10 protein-coding genes are annotated in these 19,934 nt (G+C 67.8%); 4 read left to right on the top strand and 6 right to left on the bottom strand.

Features of this window, described 5'->3' with window-relative positions; genetic code table 11:
- The first annotated feature begins 119 nt into the window (after positions 1-119).
- The 3 genes from ACYQ26_RS18960 (at position 120) to ACYQ26_RS18950 (ending at position 3,497) form a co-directional block, all read left to right on the top strand.
- Complete coding sequence (locus ACYQ26_RS18960) at positions 120-1,130, top strand: ATPase domain-containing protein (protein WP_459810443.1); 1,011 nt, start codon at positions 120-122, stop codon at positions 1,128-1,130.
- Positions 1,131-1,320: 190 nt separating this feature from the next.
- Positions 1,321-2,925, top strand: a complete 1,605-nt coding sequence (locus ACYQ26_RS18955; protein ID WP_459810442.1) for a hypothetical protein — start codon at positions 1,321-1,323, stop codon at positions 2,923-2,925.
- 104 nt (positions 2,926-3,029) lie between these two features.
- The gene (locus tag ACYQ26_RS18950) at positions 3,030-3,497 is read left to right on the top strand and encodes a GIY-YIG nuclease family protein (protein WP_459810441.1); all 468 of its coding nucleotides are present in this window, start codon (positions 3,030-3,032) and stop codon (positions 3,495-3,497) included.
- A gap of 75 nt (positions 3,498-3,572) precedes the next feature.
- On the opposite strand, the gene gltB is transcribed toward ACYQ26_RS18950, so the two are convergent.
- Together gltB and proS are read right to left on the bottom strand one after the other, a co-directional pair.
- Entirely contained in the window at positions 3,573-8,132 is a 4,560-nt protein-coding gene (gene gltB / locus ACYQ26_RS18945; RefSeq protein ID WP_459810440.1) for a glutamate synthase large subunit, read from the bottom strand.
- A gap of 419 nt (positions 8,133-8,551) precedes the next feature.
- On the bottom strand, positions 8,552-10,033 hold the full coding sequence (gene proS / locus ACYQ26_RS18940) for a proline--tRNA ligase (RefSeq protein WP_459810439.1): 1,482 nt from the start codon (positions 10,031-10,033) through the stop codon (positions 8,552-8,554).
- 176 nt (positions 10,034-10,209) lie between these two features.
- Here proS and ACYQ26_RS18935 point away from each other — a divergent pair, with 176 nt between their 5' ends.
- Positions 10,210-11,970: an alpha-amylase domain-containing protein gene (locus ACYQ26_RS18935; RefSeq protein ID WP_459810438.1), complete on the top strand. Its 1,761-nt coding sequence runs from the start codon at positions 10,210-10,212 to the stop codon at positions 11,968-11,970.
- A gap of 20 nt (positions 11,971-11,990) precedes the next feature.
- On the opposite strand, the gene ACYQ26_RS18930 is transcribed toward ACYQ26_RS18935, so the two are convergent.
- The 4 genes from ACYQ26_RS18930 to ACYQ26_RS18915 all read right to left on the bottom strand — a co-directional run bounded on the left by ACYQ26_RS18930 (position 11,991) and on the right by ACYQ26_RS18915 (position 19,782).
- Positions 11,991-12,545, bottom strand: a complete 555-nt coding sequence (locus tag ACYQ26_RS18930) for an 8-oxo-dGTP diphosphatase (RefSeq protein ID WP_459810437.1) — start codon at positions 12,543-12,545, stop codon at positions 11,991-11,993.
- Between the two features lie 71 nt (positions 12,546-12,616).
- Positions 12,617-16,357: a UvrD-helicase domain-containing protein gene (locus tag ACYQ26_RS18925; protein WP_459810436.1), complete on the bottom strand. Its 3,741-nt coding sequence runs from the start codon at positions 16,355-16,357 to the stop codon at positions 12,617-12,619.
- A complete protein-coding gene (locus ACYQ26_RS18920) occupies positions 16,350-17,465 on the bottom strand; it encodes a hypothetical protein (protein ID WP_459810435.1) in 1,116 nt (371 codons plus the stop codon). The genes ACYQ26_RS18925 and ACYQ26_RS18920 overlap by 8 nt, the downstream gene beginning before the upstream one ends.
- Complete coding sequence (locus ACYQ26_RS18915; RefSeq protein ID WP_459810434.1) at positions 17,458-19,782, bottom strand: PD-(D/E)XK nuclease family protein; 2,325 nt, start codon at positions 19,780-19,782, stop codon at positions 17,458-17,460. The genes ACYQ26_RS18920 and ACYQ26_RS18915 overlap by 8 nt, the downstream gene beginning before the upstream one ends.
- Positions 19,783-19,934: the final 152 nt, after the last annotated feature.

Below are 19,934 nucleotides of genomic sequence, written 5' to 3'. Positions count from 1 at the left end.
TCCGGTCGTCGTCGGTTCGGGGGAAAACGATGACGATGCCGGCGACGGTGTCGGGTCGCCGCCCGGCCCGACTGCAATCAGGCCGAGGTTTTTTCTCGCTGCTTCGTGCCGATGAACGCATGACCGAACGGATCCGGACCGACCAGCGCGCGGCCGTCCCCTTTCGGTGCGACCACTGCCACTATCCGATCCCCGGCGAAGCGAAGCGCGCCGACGACGGCGACGGCTACTTCTGTTCGACGGCCTGCAAGGACGCCGCCGAAGACGACTCGACGATGCCCGAACCGGACGCCTACAAGCGCGTCGTCACCGGCATCGAACCCCTCGACTCGCTCCTGCCGAACGGCATTCCCGCGGACGCGTTCGTCCTCCTCTCGGGCGACGAAGGGACGCGCCGCAGCGAACTCCTGACGGAACTCGTCTGGCGCGCCCTGGAACGGGGCGAACCCGCCGTCGTCGTCTCCTACGCGAACCCGCCGACGGCGACGCTCGAGCGGTTCTTCCAGAACGGCTGGAACGTCCTGCCGGCCCTCGAGGACGACCGTCTGAAGGTCGTCGACTGCTTCACCCACCGCCTCGAGGATCGGGAGCGGTTCCTCGAGACCCGAACCGAGTGGACCAACTTCGTCGGCGAGGCCGCAGCGGACGCGCTCGTCGAGGTCGAGGATCCAAGCGACGTCCGTGCGGTCGCGAACAGCCTTCAGGACGCGCTCGACGACCTCGAGATGTCCGAGACGGGGCTGGTGACGATCGACTCGCTGGACGAACTCGACTCGCTCGTCGAGGAGCAGCGGGTCCATAACTTCATCAAGGACGTTCGGGCGACCGTCTGCAAGGCGCGGTTCGTGCCGATCGTCGCCGGTGCGACGACCGCGGGCGGGAAGGCATACCCCGACGAGTACGTCTTCGACGGCATCGTCGATCTGCGGCTGACGGATCGGCTGACGCCGGACGCGCGGCTCAAACAGCTCGGCGTCCGGAAACTGATCGGCGCGCAGTTCCTGCCCCAGTGGGTGACCTACGAGTACGAGCCCGTTCGCGGCCTGTTCGCGTTCGGCCCGTCGACGGAGGCACGGGAGGTGTACGAAGAGACGGGTGCGGTACCGATGCAGGAGCGCCCGCAGCGATAACGCCCGCTCGAACCCCGTCTCGAGCGATTTTCCGTCGGCGGTTCGTGCACGCGAACGCATGCTCAGGATTGAACCCGCCGTTCGCTGTAGCCCGTCGTGGGGACGCCTGTACTGCGGTCGGTGACGGTCAGTGCGTCACTCCCGTCAGCGAACCGGCCGCCGACGATCGATCACTTTCAACTTCACAGCCATGAACGACACCAACGACGAGCGCCGACAGTCTCGAGAGCACGAAGCGAACCGGTACGACGACCAGAGCGGCCAGCGCGATCGGAGCGATCGGGGCGAGCACCGCGAGCAGCGCAACCAACGCCAGGGCGACCGCGACCGCGGCTGGCTCCAGGGCTCCTCGAGCCGCGGCGGCGAGACGGAGGGCCGGCGATCCGATGAACGGAGTCAGCGCCGGGACCGAGGGCAGGAATCGGCCCGGTCGCGGTGGACCGAAGACCGAGAGGAGTCGACCGGCGAGCCCGGCACGGGTCGGCGGTCGAGCGCGCAGTCGAGCCAGGGCCACCGCTCCGGCGGCAGTCAGGGGTACGCGGAGCGTCGGTACCAGCACCAGCGGCAGGGTCAATCGGGAATGCAGTCCCAGCGCGGCGGTCAGGGACGGAGTCGAGGCCAGGGTCAGCAGGGCGATCAAAGCGGCTTCGCGACGAACGCGCGCAGTGAAGCGAACCTCGAGTACGGCGGCGAAGCCCGTCGGTCGGAGCGAGAGGAACGCAGCGCCCGAGAGCAGTACGGTGGCGGCCAGCAACGCAGTGGTGGACAGTACCGGTCCGAGCAGTCGGGACAGTACGGCCAGCGGCAGGGCGGTCACCAGCGACAGAGCGGCCGACAGCAAGGCCACCAGTCCGACCGCCGTCAGCAGTCCCAAGAGCAGCAACGGGGCTGGGAACAACAGGGGCAGCCGGGTCACTATCGAGCGGAAAGCACCGGTTCGAGCCACCAGCAGAACCGCGGTCAGGAACAGGGTCGCGGCCAGCGTCACGGGCAGGACCAATTCGAGACCCGGTCTCAAGTGGACGAGAACCTCGAGTACGGCGGCGAAGCGCGCCGCCAACAGCAGGGCCGATCCCAGGGGTCCCACGGCCGCGATCGCGGTGGCGGTCGATCGGAGTCCGCGTTCGGATCCGGCGACCGCGGACAGCGCGAGCAGGACCGCCGGCAGCAGGATCAAAACCGGAACCAGGGCCAGCAGCGCCGCTTGAGCGACGATCGGTGGTCCCAGATGAGACGACAGGGCCAGGAGCAGGGCCAACGGCACGACCAGCCTCAGGAGGAGTACCGCCAGGGACAGCAGCCCTACGGTCGCCACCAGCGCAGTGAGGGCGAGGCGTTCTCCGATCGGGACCGCGAGGAGCACGACCTGCAGCGCCAGCAGGGGTCCCAGCGACAGGGGCAGCAGAATCAGCAGAACCGCTATCAGGCCGATCGGCAGTCGGGTCGGAGCCAGCAGAGCGGTCGCCGCCAGTCGCAGGGCGACCGGCAGCAACAGCGCGGACAGCACGGCCGAGGCGGGTCCGAAATCGGCCAGTACGGACGGCAGGATCGCGACCGCGACTTCGGTGAGTCCGAGTACGAATCCGGCGGCGGCCTGCAGTACAGCCAGCAGCGCCCCCGTTCCGAACAGGGCGACTGGGCCGAGGGGCGGTCCGACCGCGACCGAGACCGGGGGACGGAGCGCGGCCGGCTTTCCGACGAGGACATGACCAACCGCCGGCACGTCCACGAAAACGATCCGACGTCCGACCGGGACCGCAACCCCGACCTCGATCGGAACGATCGCTCGAGATAAGGGAATCGCGACGCCGGCACGGACGGAACGTCGATCGCCGACCGCCGGATCGCGCTCGAGCCGAGACCACCGTCGTTTTTGGCGGCTCCGATCCGACGCCCGATATGGGCAGTCCCGACGGCAGCGACTCGAGCGGTTCCGGCGGCACGTACGTCCTCGCGATCGACATTTCGCAACCGACGACGATCGAGGTCGGTGCGCTCGGCGACCGCGAGTTCGCCGCGGGCGCGTACGCCTACGTCGGCAGTGCGTTCGGTCCCGGTGGCTTCGCCCGCGTCGATCGCCACCGCGAACTCGCCCGCGGCGAGCGCGACGCCCGCCACTGGCACGTCGATTACCTGCTCGGTCATCCGGACGCAGCCCTCGAGACCGCCGTCACGTTCCCCGACGCCGATAGAGAGTGCGAGTTGGCCGCGTCGCTGCCCGGCGAGCCGGTCGCGGGGTTCGGCGCCTCCGACTGCGACTGTTCGGCGCACCTGCTCGCCGCACCGTCAGTCGAGAGCGTGCTCGAGGCGGCGAGCGACGCGGGCGGCGTGCTCGAGGACGGCGCGGAGCGAGTCGATCGCCGGTAGCTGGTAGCTGGCGCTAACCCAGTCAAAGAGCGAAGACGAAAACCGCGTTTTCGGGGCCTCGAGGCGACTATCCGGTCAGTCGTCGCTCGCCGCGAAGCTGGCCGATTCGGCCTCGGCGGCGACCTCGGGAGCACCGGGCAGTTCGTCGCGGACGTCGTCGCTGCCCTGCTCGGTGATCGCCTCGTGGTAGGCTTCCGGCATGACCTTCACGAAGGCGTTGAGCGCCCGTTCCCAGTTCTCGAGCAGGCGCTCGCCACGCTCGGAGCCGGTGTAGGCGACGTGGTTCTCGACGAGGCGGCGCAGCATCTCCTCGTCCTTGTCCTCGAGTTCGTCGTGAAGCGAGACCATGCCGGTGTTGGCCTTGGCCGCGAACTCGTCGTCGGGGTCGTAGACGTAGGCGACGCCGCCGGACATGCCGGCCGCGAAGTTCTTGCCCGTCTCGCCCAGCACGGCGACGACGCCCCCGGTCATGTACTCGCAGCCGTGGTCGCCGACGCCCTCGACGACGGCTTTGGCACCGGAGTTGCGGACGGCGAACCGCTCGCCGGCGACGCCGTTGACGTACAGCTGGCCGTCGGTCGCGCCGTAGAGCGCGACGTTGCCGATGGCGATGTTCTCGCTGGGGTCGTAGCCCGCCGTCTCGGGCGTTCGGATCGCGACCTTGCCGCCCGAGAGGCCCTTGCCGACGTAGTCGTTGGCGCTGCCGTTGAGGTGCATCGAGACGCCGCTGGCGAGGAACGCGCCGAAGCTCTGGCCGGCGGTCCCCTCCAGATCCACCGTGATGGTGTCCTCGGGAAGGCCGGGCTCACCGTAGCGGCTGGTGATGCGGTTCGAGAGCATCGCGCCGACGGTGCGGTCGACGTTCGTCACCTCGGCCTCTAGGTTGACCGGCTCTTGGTCCTCGATGGCGTCGGCCGCGGCCTCGATGAGGTCGCGGTCGAGTTGGTCCTCGAGTTCGTGGTCCTGCTCGCGGATCTTGCGGCGGACCTCGTTGTCGGGCTCCGCGAGGACCTCCGAGAGGTCGACGTTGCGGGCCTTCGGGTGGTCGACGTCGTCGCGCTGTTCGAGCACGTCGACCTGGCCGATCATCTCATCGAGCGTCTCGAAGCCGAGTTCGGCCATGATCTCGCGCAGTTCCTGCGCGATGAAGGTCATGTAGTTGATGACGTGTTCGGGCTCGCCGGGGAACCGCTTGCGCAGGTCCTCGCGCTGGGTGGCGACGCCGACCGGGCAGGTGTTCTTGTGACACTGGCGGGCCATGACACAGCCCGACGTAACGAGGGAGGCGGTCCCGAAGACGTACTCCTCCGCCCCGAGGAGGGCGGCGACGGCCACGTCGCGGCCGGTCTTCATCCCGCCGTCCGCGGAGACGCGGATGCGGTCGCGCAGGCCGGTCGCACAGAGCATCTGATTCGCTTCGGCGAGGCCGAGTTCCCACGGAAGGCCGGCGCTCTTGATCGAGGTCTTGGGCGAGGCGCCGGTGCCACCGGAGTGGCCCGAGATGTGGACCACGTCGGCGTTTGCCTTCGCGACGCCGGCGGCGACGGTGCCGATGCCGGCCTCGCTGACGAGCTTGACGTTGATGTCGGCGTCCTCGTTCGCAGCTTTGAGGTCGAAGATCAGCTGCTTCAGGTCCTCGATCGAGTAGATGTCGTGCAGCGGCGGCGGCGAGATCAGCCCGACGCCCGGCGTGGACTTGCGCACGTGGGCGATCATCTCGTTGACCTTCGAGCCGGGGAGGTGGCCGCCCTCGCCGGGCTTGGAGCCCTGGGCCATCTTGATCTGCAGTTCGTCGGCGTTCGAGAGGTACGTCGAGGTGACGCCGAAGCGGCCGGACGCGACCTGCTTGACGTTACACTCGCGCTCGGTGCCGAACCGTTCGGGCGGTTCGCCGCCCTCTCCGGAGTTGGACTTGCCGCCCAGCCGGTTCATCGCGATGGAGTTGTTTTCGTGTGCTTCCGGCGAGAGGCTGCCAAGCGACATCGCCGCGGTCGAGAACCGCTCGACGATGTCCGCGATCGGCTCGACCTCCTCGATCGGAATCGGATCGCGGTCCGAATCGAACTCGAGCAGGCCCCGCAGCGTCTGGAGGTTCTGCTGCTGGTCGTTGATCTGTTCGGCGAACTCCTGGTAGCGTTCGTAATCGTTCGAGCGGACGGCCTGCTGGAGCGCGCCGACGGTGTCGGGGTTCCACTGGTGGTGGATGCCCCCCGAGCGGTGTTCGAACTCGCCGTGGCGCTTGAGGTCCGACTCCTCGCCGTCGTCGCCGAACGCGACCGCGTGGCGCTCGCGGAGGTCCTCCTCGATCTCGGCGAGGCCGATCCCTTCGGTGCGGTTCTCGGTTCCCTCGAAGTACTCCGCGACGAGGTCCGAGTCGAGGCCGACGGCCTCGAAGATCTGGGCGCCCTGGTAGCTCTCGACCGTCGAGATGCCCATCTTGGCCATGATCTTCAGCAGGCCGTCCTCGACCGCGCCGACGTAGGCGTCGATCGCCTCCTCGGTGTCGGCGCCGTCCGGGCCCGCGGTGATGTCCTCGATGGTCTGGTAGGCGAGGTAGGGGTTGATCGCGCCGGCGCCGTAGCCGACGAGCGTCGCGAAGTGGTGGACGGTTCGCGGGTCGGCCGACTCGACGACGAGGCCGACGTGGTTGCGCAGGCCGTTGCGCACGAGGTGATGGTGGACGCCGCCGGTCGCCAGCAGGCTCGGGATCGCGACCCGGTCCTCGTCGACGGTGCGGTCCGAGAGGACGATCACGTCGTGGCCGTCTTCGATGGCGTCGACGACGTCCTCGCGGACGCGTTCGATGGCGGCCTCGAGGTCGGCGCCGAGTTCGTCGCTTGCGGGCTCGTAGGTGATGTCGATCGTCGCGGCCGTAACGTCGTTCACCGAGCAGTCGCGGATCGACTCGAGTTCGGCGTCCGTGAGGATCGGCGAGTCGAGTACGAGCTGGCGAGCGTGCTCGGGGGACTCGTCGAGCAGGTTGCGCTGGAATCCCAGCCGAGACTCCATCGAGGTGACCAGTTCCTCGCGGATGTAGTCCAGCGGCGGGTTCGTGACCTGGGCGAACAGCTGTTTGAAGTAGGAAAAGAGCGGCCGGTTGAAGTCGGTCAGCACCGACAGCGGCGTGTCGTCGCCCATCGAGCCGACGGGGTCCTTCCCCTTCTGGGTCATCGGCTCGATCAGGTTGTCGAGTTCGTCGTGGGTGTAGCCGAAGGCGGCCTGGTAGTCGCGCAGGCCGGCTACCTCCCGCTGGGGCGCGCTGTCGTCGGTCGTCTTGATGTCGTCTAAGTGGACCTGCTCCTGCTCGACCCACTCGCCGTAGCGTTCGTCGGTGAGGTCGTCGAAGACCTCCTCGTCGGGGATGACCCGGCCCTCCTCGGGGTCGGCGAGGAACAGCTGGCCGGGCTGGAGGCGACCGCGCTCCTCGATGTTCTCGGGCTCGGTCTCGAGCGCGCCGGCCTCGCTGGCCATGATCAGGCGGTTGTCCGTCGTCACGTCGTACCGGCAGGGACGCAGGCCGTTGCGGTCGAGGACGGCACCGACGCGTTCGCCGTCGGTCGCCGCGACCAGGGCGGGGCCGTCCCACGGCTCGACGAGCGAGGCGTGGAAGTCGTACCAGTCCTTGCGGTCCTCGTCCATCTGGTCGTCGCCGCGCCAGGCCTCGGGAACGAGCATCCGCAGGGCGTGGGCGAGGTCCCGACCGTCCTGCATCAGCAGTTCGAGCGCGTTGTCGACGCTCGCCGTGTCCGACTGGTCGGGATCGTCGATGATCGGCTTGACCGCCTCGAGATCCTCTAAAACGTCGCTCTCGAGGTCGGTCTCACGGGCGCGCATCCAGTTGATGTTCCCCTGAATGGTGTTGAACTCGCCGTTGTGGATGATGTTGCGGTAGGGGTGGGCGAGGTGCCAGGCGCCGAGCGTGTTCGTCGAGAACCGCTCGTGGACCATCACGAAGTTCGAATCGATGCGCTCGTCGGTCAGATCGGGGTAGTAGGAGGGAACCTGTTCGCCCTTCAGCAGGCCCTTGTAGACGATGGTCTTCGAGTCGAGCGAGACGACGTAGAACCGTTCCTTGTTCTCGATGTCGGCGTCCTCGACGGCGTTCTCGAGGGCGCGTCGGGCGACGTAGAGTCGCCGGTCGAAGTCCTCCTGCGATAGGTCATCGTCTTCGGGTGCAACGACGACCTGCCGGACGTCCGGTTCCGATTCGACGGCCGTCTTCCCGAGGTCGTCGTTGTTCGTCGGGACGTCGCGCCACTCGAGGACCTCGAGATCGTAGGTCGCGAAGGTGTCCTCGGCGAGCGAGACGAGGTCCTCGCGGGCGGCACTGTCTTGCGGGAAGAAGATCGAGCCGACCGCATAGGTGTCGGGTAGATCGGTCTCGAGAACGTCCGCGAAGAAGGTATGCGGCGTCTGGAGCATGATGCCGGCGCCGTCGCCGGTGTCCTTTTCCGCACCGGTGGTGCCGCGGTGCTCGAGGTTGACGAGTAGTTCGAGTCCGTCGGCGACGACGTCGTGGCCCCGATCCCCGTCGAGGTCCATGACGACGCCGACGCCGCAGTTCGACCGCGCGTCCTCGGGGTCGGCGAGCCCCGTCGAACGCTCGGTGGATGACGCTCCGTGTGGCTGTGACATACACCCCGGTACCGAACTCAGCTATAAGAGGCTACTCCATAATGACTAAGTGTATTATAAACACATATGGTGGTGTTTAAGGTATATACACCATATCCGTACGGATATATAATGATGTTTGGAAGACTTCGGGATATTCTGCTCTCAGTGGATAGTTGTGGAGAACCACCGGAAGAGTGAAACAAACAGTTACTGACCGGCGACGAATGCGGACGGTAGTCAATACCGGCCGTAGAAAGGGTTATGTCAGAGGCACGTAGTGTTCACCCACCAGAGTGAACACTACGCTAATACATTCGTCTCCTCTGGTAAGCTTTCTGGGGTTAAAGAATTAGGCTCAGATATTCGGATCGGACCGTCGGGCGCCGCGGCCGGCGGCCGGCGCCTGACCGCTCGGCGGCTCGTGCGACGGTGACGCGCTAGTACGACTTCGCGAAGTACGCGATCTCGTCGGCCGGCTCGCCGCAGACGCCGCACTCGTCCTCCTCGGGTTCGGGCACTTCGCCCGCTGTTTCGCCGCCTTCGTCCTCGAGCGGTTGCATGACGATCTCGGCGGCGACCTTCTCCTTGATCGCCTCCTCGCAGGCCTCGTCGCCGCACCACGGCGTCTTCACGTAGCCGCCGTGTTTGCCGATCGTGCCCATGATCTCCTCGGGGCTGTGGGCCTCGCGGATGTTCTCCTCGAGATTCTCTTCGGCCGCCTCGTAGAGTTTGTCGTAGATCTCCTCGAGGTGGGCGTCGACGGTGTCGACGATCTCGTCGCGGTCGCCGACGGACTGCTCGTTGTCGGGGCGGTGGACGAGCGTGACCTCCTCGTCCTCGACCTCGTTGGGGCCGATCTCCAGTCGGAGGGGCACGCCGTTTAACTCGTGCTCGTTGAACTTGAAGCCGGGATTCCGTTCGTCGCGGTCGTCGAGTTCGACGCGGAAGCCGGCGTCCTCGAGCTCGTCCGCGATTTCCTCGGAGTACTCGAGGACGTCCTCCTTGGTGTCTTCCTGCCAGATCGGGACGACGACGACCTGCGTGGGCGCGATGGTCGGGGGCAGCACGAGCCCCTGGTCGTCCGAGTGGGTCATGATGAGCGCGCCGAGCGCACGCCAAGAGAGGCCCCACGACGTGGTGTAAGCCGTCCGTTCTTCTTCGTCTTCGTCGACGAAGGTGATGTCGAACGCCTCGGCGAAGCTCTGCCCGAGGTGGTGGCTGGTGCCGCCCTGGACGGACTTCCCGTCGGGCATCAGCGCCTCGACCGTGGTCGTGGTGTCCGCGCCGGGGAACTTGTCGTGTTCGGGCTTCTTCCCGCGCAGCACCGGAATCGCAAGGACGTCCTCGTAGACGCGTTCGTACTGGCCCAGGCGGGTCCAGACCTCCTTCCAGGCGTCTTCGCTCGAGGCGTGGGCGGTGTGGCCCTCCTGCCACATGAACTCCTTCGTCCGGAAGAAGGGCTTGGTCTCGGTGGCCTCCCAGCGGACCACGGAACACCACTGGTTCAGCCGTAGGGGCAGGTCACGGTGGCTGCGGACCCAGTCGGCCATAAAGGGCGTGATGATCGATTCGCTGGTCGGCCGGACCGCGAGCCGCTCCTCGAGTTCCTCGTGGCCGCCCTGCGTGACCCACGCGACCTCGGGGTCGAACCCTTCGACGATGTCCTTCTCGCGCTCGAGGAAGGACTCGGGGATGAACATCGGGAAGTAGACGTTGTCGACCCCCGTCTCCTTGAACCAGCCGTCGAGCGCGTCCTGGATCGACTCCCAGAGCGCGTAGCCGCGAGGCTTGGTGACGATAAAGCCGCCCATCGGCGCGTAGTCTGCGAGGCCGGCCTTCTGGACGACTTCGGCGTACCACTCGCCGGGCTTGTGCGATTTCGACTCGGTGATCCCGAGTTCCTGACTCTCGTCGCTCATACATCGTCTCACTGCCACCGCGGGCTTAAACGATACGAAGGGCCGACGTCGAAACCAGGATGGTTCCGGACGACCTGAGGCAAAATATTGTAACTGTATGTAGATAAAATATAGATATACTAAATTAAGTTAAAAGTATTATGTTTTATCACATCATGCGTTGTGGACAGTTCCGCATGGAAGACAACGACTCTCGTGATCGAGACGCACCTGCCGTCGACCGACGAACGCTGCTGCGAGCCGGTGCGACGCTCGGCGCGCTGTCGGTCGCCGGCGTTTCCATCGGCACCGAGCGAACGCGAGCGATGCCGGATGGTCCGACCCCGGACGCCGACGGTGAACCGGTTCTCTACCAGTACTTCCACACGGAGTGGCAGGACGTCGAAGACGACCTGCAACGCCTCGCCGACGTCGGTATCGACGGCATTTGGGTCCCCCAGCCGGCGACGCCCATGCTCGACTGGGAGGACCAGACCACCGCGGACCAGGACGGCTACTACGGCAATCCGCATCCGGACTACGGTTACCTCGAGCCTCACCCGCCGATCGGCTACCAGCCGGTCGACTATCGAGACTTCAACTCGCCCTATGGGACCGAGGCGGCGCTCGAGTCGATGATCGAGACCGCTCACGACCACGACATCGACCTCGTCGTCGACACCGTGCTCAACCACATGGCGTCGGCGACCGGCCCCGACGGCGCAGTCGAACTTCCCCAGTTCGATCGGGACGAACACTTCCACGATTACGGAACGCTCGGCGAGGATTGTTACTGGCAAGGGGAGGGAAACGACGAGGAGCGCGCGCTCTACGAGTGCGATCTACTGGGGTTGCCCTCGTTCGATCACGAACACCCCCACGTGCAGCGCGAGCAGGCCGACTACGTCGAGCGGATCGCCAACCTCGGCGCCGACGGGCTGCGGCTCGACGCCGCCGGTCACATCTGGCCGTGGTACTTCGAGTCAGAGATCAACCCGCTCGCCGACGAGCTCGGCCTCTGGCGTGTCGGTGAGGTCTTGGACGGGGACAAGGACGCGGTCATGGAGTTCGCCAACACTGGCATGACCGTCTTCGACTACCCGCTGTACTACGCCATCACCGACGCCTTCGAGGGCGGCGACATGACCGCGCTTGCACAGGACGCGGCGCGGGGAATCGTCCACGAGGATCCAAGCGCCGCCGTGACGTTCGTCCAGAACCACGACGCACCAGGCCCGAACGTCGGCATCGACGACGGCGACGATCCGGCGAACTACGAGGAGGAAGGCACCGAGGTCGAACTCGCACACGCCTACATCCTCTCGTTTCCGGGGACGCCGATGCTCTTTCTCACCGCGGAGAGCAGCGCCGCCGTCGACGACCCGTACCTCGAGGACATGATCTGGATCAAACGAAACCTCGCGTCCGGGCCCGCCGTCGATCGGTACGTCGGCGCCGACCTCTACGTCTTCGAGCGGGAGTCGAACCTGTTGGCGGGGATCAACAACGGCCCCGAGCAACGAACCGAGTGGGTCGAAACGTCCTGGGTGAACGAACCGCTCGTCGATTACACCGGGCACCGAGGATCGATCACTACCAACGACGACGGCTGGGTCGAACTATCCGTTCCGTCCAACGGATGGGTGATGTACGCGCCCGAGGGCCGGGGCGAAACCGCGCCGCACGACGGTAAACTCACGCTACGGGTGACCGTTGAGGTCGAGCCCGGCGAATCCGTCTACTTCACCGGCAGCACCGACGAACTTACGAACTGGGGCGGCGGCGTCGAAGGCACCTGGGCGGCAGGGAACGTCTGGCAGGTCACGATCGACGACCCAGGCGAATTCGAGTGGAAGACACGGCGCGGTCCGTCCGGCGCCACCGGTGACGTCTGGGAGCGCGGCCAGAACCACGATCAGACTGCGATCCACCCCGAACACCAGGGCTGGGACGCGTAACGTACCGCGACGCCGCTCGATCAGCCGTCCCCCTCGAGCGAGACGCCCGTCTCGAGGTCGTAGTCGACGAACGCGGCTTCGTCCAGGGACTCGTCGCCCTCGGCCTCGAAGCGGAACTCGCCGCGGACGGTCTCGTCCTCGAGCACCGTCGGCAGCCAGAGATGGTCGTCCTCCCACATCTGATCGTAGGGGACGTCCTCGACCGGGACCCACTCCGGGCGCGCCTCCGCGGAGGCCGTCGGCTCGCCATCGAACGCCGTCGTCCGGAAGACGTGACAGAACGTGTGCTCGTCGCCGTCCAGCAGGAAGGTGAGTTCCCCCGTCTTCTCGAGGTCGGCGGGATCGATCTCGAGGCCGACCTCCTCGCGGGTCTCGCGGACGGCACACTCCCGGGGCGTCTCCGTGCCCTCGAGTTTGCCGCCGGGGCCGTTGTACCAGCCCTCGCCGAGGCCGCGGCGCTTCTCGATGAGGAGGACCTCGTCGGGGGCGTCTTCGGTCGCGGTGTCTTCGACTGTGGCGTCGTCGCTCCCGTCAGACCGCGAGCGCATCGGAAAACACAGCGTCGCCTCGATCATACACGTAGCGGTTCGACTGTGGCGGAATAAACGTCCGTATTCGCTCCCCGAGGGTCGACGAACGCGGCCGATCAATCGTCCGTCAGCGATCGGGACTCGAGACCGACCGTCCCGTCCTCGAGATACTCGTCCGGCGCACAACCGAGCGACCGGTGGGGACAATGCCGGCAGTGATCGCCCGGCGTCGTCTCGAGGTAGGCAGGATCGTCGACGGACTCGAGGGTCTCGCGGACGCTCGACCACGGCGGGAGGTCGTCGGGGTCGAACAGTTCGACGCGGGGTTCGTCCTCGCTTTCCCCCTCGAGAGCGCCGACGTAGACGTAGCCGACGGCGCCGATCGGCTCGTCGAAGCGCCGCTCGCAGGCCCGCGCGTACAGCGACAGTTGGACCGCATCGTCGGTCGCGATCCGTTCGGCGGTCGTCTTGTAATCGAGGACGGCGAGCTCGCCGGCTCGCTCCTGCGCCCCTGTCAGTCCTGTATCGGCGGTGGCACCTTCTCCAGGTAGCCGTCGAATCGAATCCACGTACCCGATCACGTCGCCGGCCACGCCGTCGACCTCGGACAGCGAGAACGGCACCTCGGCCGCGAGCGGCTCCCACTCCGCGACCGACCGCTCGAACCCGGGTGCGGTCGCCTCGAAGTAGCGATCGATGCAGGCCAGCACCGGCTCGCGGTGCTCGAGCAGGTCCCGCGCGGTCAGGTGCCGAACGGCGGCCTCGCGCCACTCGGCGCGCGTCTCGTACTCCCGGTAGAAGGCCTCCTCGGCGACGTCGTGGAAGACGGTGCCGACGATCCTCGAGCCGCCGCCCCTGTTCCAGTCCTGCGAATCGACCGCGCCGAGGGGTAGCGGATCGTCGATCGCCGTCACGACGTGCTCGAGGTAGTGCTTTCGCGGGCAGGTGTCGTGGGTCTCCATCGCGCTGTAGCTGTGGCGCATCGCGACCGGAAGCTCGGTCGCGTCCGAGAGCGTCTCGACCGGGAACCGGACGGTGTCGGTCGTCAGCGCCGCGGGTCGGCGACCGCTGGGCATCTGGACTGACTCGCGGACGTCCTCGTCGCCGTGGCTGGCGGCGTCGGCCGCCGGCAGTAGCGTGCCATCGCGCAACAGCCGGCCGAGCCGGTGGACGGTCTCGATCGCCTCGCGCGTCTCGAGCGGTTCGACGTCCCGGTCGCCGTAATCGCTGTAGTAGGTGATCGAGCCCGGCGTGACGTCGGCGGAGTAGGCGATCTCGTCGGTCCGATCGGCGACGGTATCGGGATACTGCGCCCGCACCCGCTCGAAGCTCTCGGTCAGCGACGACCAGAGGTTCATCTGCTGACCGGCGGTCGACCACTCGATGTCGCCGGCGAGACAGGCGTCGGCCGTCGAAACCCCGAGTTCCTCCTCGTCGCCGTCGTAGTCGTACTCGGAACCGAAGACGAACAGGTGGTTCTCGGCCCGGGTCAGCGCGACGTGGAGGACGCGCCACTCCTCGGCGACGGTCTCGGCGGCCAGATCCGCGAGTAGCGGCGAGTCGATCCCGTCGTCGATGGTCGCCGCGAGCAGCCGTTCCCGGGCGCGCTGGGCGTAGTCGGACTCGACGCACCACTCCTCGTCGGAGAGGTAAGGGACGAGGACGGTGTCGAACTCCAGCCCCTTCGCCTGGTGGACGGTCATCACGTCGATCGAGTCCGAGGACTGGGTGCCCCGCGTCCGCTCGCTGCCGCTGCCCCGGAGCGTCCGCTCTAGGGCGTCGACGAATTCGGACGTCAGCGTCCCGACGACGGTCTCGGGATCGTAGCTCTCGACGAACCGATCGAGGCGGTCGAGTTCCGCCCGCTCCTCGCCCGTGAGGAACCACTCGATCCGCGTCAACTCGCGGAACCGCCGGATAAAGCCCGAGAGCGGGTAGACGTCCCGCAGCGTCGCGAGTTCCTCGAGGTGGTCGCGCGCCCGCTCGAGGCGGTCTGGGTTTTCGAGCGCGTCGGGTTCGACGTCGAAGACGGCGTCGTAGAGCGCCCCCTCGCGTCCCTGCAGAGTCGTCAGGTCGGCCTCCGAGAGCCGATAGCGGTAGAGCAGCACCCGCCGGAGGTGGGCGTCGGCGTCCGGATCGACGAGCGCGCGGAGGTACGACAGCACCGTTCGGATCCCCGGCGAGATTTCGCCCCGCGGCGAGCCCGAAATCTCGTAGGGTATCCGCCGTTCCCGGAGTTCGTCCGCGACCGCCTGCGCGTGGCGGTTCGTCCGCACGATGACCGCGATGTCCTCGAGGCTCCGCTGGGGAACGGTTTCGGCCTCGCCGTTGAGCAGCCTCGAGACGGTCGTCGCGACCTGATCGGCGGTCGGTTCGGGGATGTCGGCGCTCTCGACTTTGACGACGCGGTCGACGGGGTCCTCGGCGGGATCGGCGTCCACCCCGTCGCGACCTCGGCCGACCTCCCGAAGCGTCTTCGAGGACTGGGGGCCGTACTCGCAGTGGTTCGTGAGATCGAGGATCTCCTGGCGCGAGCGGAAGTTGAGCTCGAGTTCGATCGCCTCGTGGTCGTCGTACTCGTCGGCCAGCCGGTCTAACCCTTCGCGGTCGGTGCCCCGCCAGCCGTAGATCGCCTGGTCCTTGTCGCCGATCGCGAGCAGGTCCGGCCGGTCGGGGCCGTCGGTCAGTTCGGTGATGAGGGCGAACTGCGTCTCGTCGGTGTCCTGGAACTCGTCGCAGTAGACCTGGTCCCACTGGCCAGTGATCTCGTCGGCGATCGATTCGTCGTCGAGCAGCTCCGTGGCGGTCCGCACCAGTTCGTCGAAATCGAGCGCGCGCTCCTCGGCGAGGGCCTCGTGGTAGTCCGCGTAGACGTCGGCGTAGTGGCGTGCCAGCCGGAGGAACTCGACGTAGTGTTTCAGTCGGCCGAACGGGCTCTGCTCTATGCGCTCGGTCTTCCGTCGCCAGATCTCGTTGCCGAACAGCGCGCGCGGGAGCTGTTTCGTGGTCGGCTCATCGAGCGAGAGCGCCTCGATGGTCTCGGTCACGCAGGTCTGCAGCACTTGCAGGTAGCGGTCGACGTCCTGCACGACGTCGTCCTCGCGGAACGGTTCGGGCGACTCGGCGATCTTCTCGCGGCAGTACTCGACGAGCTTCCCGTAGCCGACCAGCGACTCGCGGGCCGTCTCGAGGTGCTCGTCGCGGTTGAAGTACCGTAGGGCCTCCGAATCGAACGAGAGGTCCTGCCCGGCGCGGCGCTCGAGCCAGAGGACGAACTCGTTGCAGAGTTCGATGGTCCGCACGTCCGGCAGCCCCTCTCGGAGTTGCTCGGGGGTGACGTCCTCCTGGCTCATCGTCCGGATGAAATCGTCGACGGCGTCGGTGAGGTCCGATCGGGGCCCGTTGCGCTCGGGCGAGGCCGCGAACCCGTAGTCGGTGGTCGCGAGCAGTCGGCCGACGATGCGGCGGCGCTTGCGCTCGGTGACGACCTCGAACTCCGGCGAGTAGCCGAGGTAGTAGGCGTACTCGCGGACGAGCCGGTAACAGAACGAGTGGTAGGTGTAGACGTCGATCGCCGCCGCGGTGTCGGGATCGAGCCGCTCGGCGACGGCGTCGCGGATGCTGCCGGCGGCCTCGTTCGCGAAGGTCAGCACCAGCACGTCGTCGGGGTCGACCGCCCCCGTCTCGATGGCGTGCTCGATCCGCATAAGCATCGTCGTCGTCTTTCCGGTACCGGCGCCCGCGTCGACGGAGACGCAGGCGGCGTCGCTGTCGATGACCGCCCGCTGGTTGCCCTTCGGCTCGAGGGTCTCGTCCGCGCCCGCTGCGGGATCGCGCCCGTCGGTCGGTTCAGCCATCGAATCGCACCTCCTCGGCGATGTACTCGCCGCAGCAGACGGTGTACGCGCACTCGGGGCAAGCGTGCTCGGCGACCTGCTCCCACCGATCGGACGGATCGAACCCGCCTGCGACGATCCGGCCGACGACCGACGCGAGCCGGTCGTCGACCGTCTCGTTCCGGTGTTCGTGAGTCCGGCCGTAGGTGAGGTGATCAATGTAGACGTCGGTGAGGTCGACCGGCTCGAGGCTCGTCTCGACCGTGCCCCGTACCCAGTTGACCGAGGTGCCCGAGCGGTCGGCCAGCGGAATCTGGACGTAGCGGCAGGTACGGTCCTCGAGTCCGAGTCGATCGCACAGGTTCCGTAACCCGTCGAGCACGACGGCGGTTTCGAACAGCGCGCCCACGGGACCGGGCTCGAACGCCGCTGCCTCGGGATCGAAGTGGTCGACGAACAGTTCCGCGACGCGCTCCCAGTCGGAGCGGTATCGGAGGACGCCGAGCGGGGCGACGGAGGGAACGAAGCGAACCCCGACGACCGACGAACCGTCGCCGTAGACGTAGTCGATGGTTGCGTCGACGGTCACGGGCTCGGCTGCCGGATCCGATCCGGTGGCGTCGCCTATCTCTGGCGTTACGACGCTCGAGAGTCGGATATCGGGGCCGATCAAGCCGTCGGCGCTCGCGGACCCGTCGCCGCTCTCGAGCAGTTGGTCGACGCCCGCCGCGTGGTCCGCGCCGACGTCCTCGACGTACGCTTTCGCCGTGGCCTCGAGGACGCGCCGTTCGTGGCGGCGCTGCTCGCGGGAGTGAAACCGCTCGTCGTGCTCGTCCCACAACGTCGCTAGCCGCTCGAGGGCGGCGTCCTCGAGGTCGGTGGCGTCGTCATCGTCGGGTTCGCCGACCGCGACGCGCTCGAGCGCGGTACAGATCGCCCGGCGCAGGATCGCGACGCGCTCGTCGGTCGCGACGGCCGCGTCGTCCGCGTCGCCCGCGTCGCCGTCGAACTCGTGGACGTGCGCGAACTCGTACCGGCGCGGACAGCGGAGGTACGTTCGGATGCCGTCGGCGGAGAGCGCGGCCCGGATCTCGCCCGTTCCCCCGCCGGTCGCGGCGCCGTCAGTCATTTCGGACCACCTCGCCCGCCGCGAACTCGAACTGCGAGCGGACCGCCTCGGCGAGTTCGTCGTCGATCTCGCCGTCCTCGAGCACGACGGCGATCTCCTCGAACAGCTCCTCGGTGTCGGACAGATCGGCCTCGCCGCCGGTACTCGCCTCGCGGAGCACCCGCTCGAGTTCGGCCCGTGGCTGGTCGAGCAGCGCCTCTAAGGCCTTTGTCTCGCCGTGGATCGCGGCGCCGCCGGCGGCGTCGACGTCCTCGAGGGTGAGCCCGGGGGTCGACTCGATCAGCTTCAGGTAGCGCGAGCGGTCGTAGGTGCGGCGCAGGCCACCCGAGCCGCGCTCGTACGAACAGCAGTAGAGACGCTCCGTCGCGGCGCGGGCGCCGAGCGCGAGCCGGCGCCGAGCCCGCTGGGCGTGATAGGTCTCGAAGGGGTCGCCCGCCGTGTCGCCGTCGGCCGTTGCGAACGTCGCCGTGACGTCCGCGGGGGACGGGTCGGTGACGGCGGGGTAGTGGGGCATCTCGCGAAGCCACGCCGACGGGAACAGTTGGGTCAGGAACTGCTCGCCCGGATAGGTGTCGTCGATCAGATCCAGCAGGAAGACGACCTCGCGGGAGTCGTACTTGAGGTCGTCGACGGCGCAGACCGTCACGCCGCCGGTCGGGGGTCGGGTCTCGACCGCGTGGACGTAGGGCGCGTCGTACCGGATCGTCCGCCGGAGCATCCGGCGCAGCCCCTCCCAGTCGGGCCCGACGAGGTCCGTCTCCTCGACGAACCGGGCGATCTCGAGCACCCGGCGGACGCTTTCGTACTGCTCGCGGGCGTCGACCCAGTCCTCGCCCTTGGCGATCCGTCCCTTCAGATCCGTCCGGAGGATCCACCGCCGGAGCGAGTCCGTGATGCTCGGGCCGGTACAGTCCGCGAGCAGGGCGGGCGAGAAGTCGTCGACGCGGGCTCGCAGGCGCTCGAGTTCGCGGTCGTCGTCGCCGCTGCCGTCGGCGGCCGGACCGGCGTCGACGCGAGCGCGTTCTCGGTCGCGCTCGCACTGGACGGTGACGAACGCGTAGAGTTCGTTCACCGCGGGGTCCTCCGCCAGCGACGGCGTGCCGATCGTCGCCGTCGGAATCCCGGCCTCGCGGAGTCGACGCCGGGTCTCGGGGACGCGCTCGACGCTCGGCACCGCGACGGCGAACTCGTCGTAGCTCCGGTTCCGGCGGTCCGCTAACGACTGGATCTCGGTGGCGACGGCGCCGACCTGCTCGCGGGCGGTTCGGGTTCGGATGTGTCGCGCGCGGCCGACCGGCTCTCGGTCCGCGCCGGTTCCCGTTTCGTCGTCTCGCGTCCTCTCGTCTCGAGTCGTCCGGCCGTCGGTTGCGGAGGCGGGCCGTTCGCCGGTCGCGAGAAACCTCGCGATCGCCGCGTGGGGTGGCGAGTCGCGGTCGCGCCCGTCGCCGCCGATCGCGGCGGTGGTCGAGTCCGACGGCGACGCCGCCGCGACCGGGACCGTCTCCACCTCGAGGCCGTCCCCGACCGCGTCGTCGATTCGCTCCGGTTCGACGCGCGTGCGCTCGACGCTGGCGTGGCGCTCCCCGAGACAGACCAGATCGACGTCGCTGCCCGTGAGCGCGGCGAGGTACCGGCGATCGAGCCGGCGGTACTCATCGAACTCGACCGCGAGGACGGCGTCGAACGAGGCCGTCACGCGGTCGCGCAGGCCGTCCGCGTTCGCCTCGAGCAACTCGACCGCCCGGGGGATCACGTCCGCCCGCTCGACGAACCCGCGGGCCTCGAGTTCCTCGTGGAAGCGGTCGTTCATCGCGTACAGAAAGGCCAGACAGTCGTGGACCGCCTGCTCGTCCAGATCCGCGAGCCGAAGCCGCTGGCGGGTCGCCTCGAGCAGCAGTTGCCCGACGTCGCGGGTGAAGCTCTCGTGGTCGGCGGCCCGCTCGAGGTAGGGCGGGACCTCGCGGCTCGCGCCGTCGATCACCAGCGAGATGAGTTCGATACGCTCCTCGTACTCGAGTCGGTCCAGCGTCGGGTCGTACTCCTCGATGACCTTCGAGGCGTGTTCCGGCACCGACTCGACTCGCGGGGACTGGGGCGTTCCGTCGGCCACCTCGGCGGCGGCGAGCGCGTCGGCGAGCGGGTCCAGTCCCGCCGGGTGTCGCTTGAGCACGAGCACGTTCCGCGGGCCGTGTTCGGCGGCCAGCGCGGCGTACTCGTCGGCGACGAACTCGAGGAGGGCGTCGCTCGGCGCCGGCGCGGCCAGCAGTTTGCAGCGCCCCTCGAGGGCGGCGTCGGTGGCGGCTCGGGACCGGGACATCGGTAACTGTCCCCGTGTATGCTCGACAACGCACTTAAAGGTGCGGCGCAACACCGACCGCCGTTTTCACGGGACGACGGCGGGCCGCCGGGGACCGACCGCCGTGCGCTGCGATACCTGTTGACAATACTTATTACTCGACCGACCTATAG

The sequence above is a fragment of the Halopiger thermotolerans genome, from assembly GCF_054654555.1.
The sequence above is the reverse complement of the archived record's forward strand: the minus strand, read 5'-3'. Positions and strand labels throughout refer to the sequence as shown.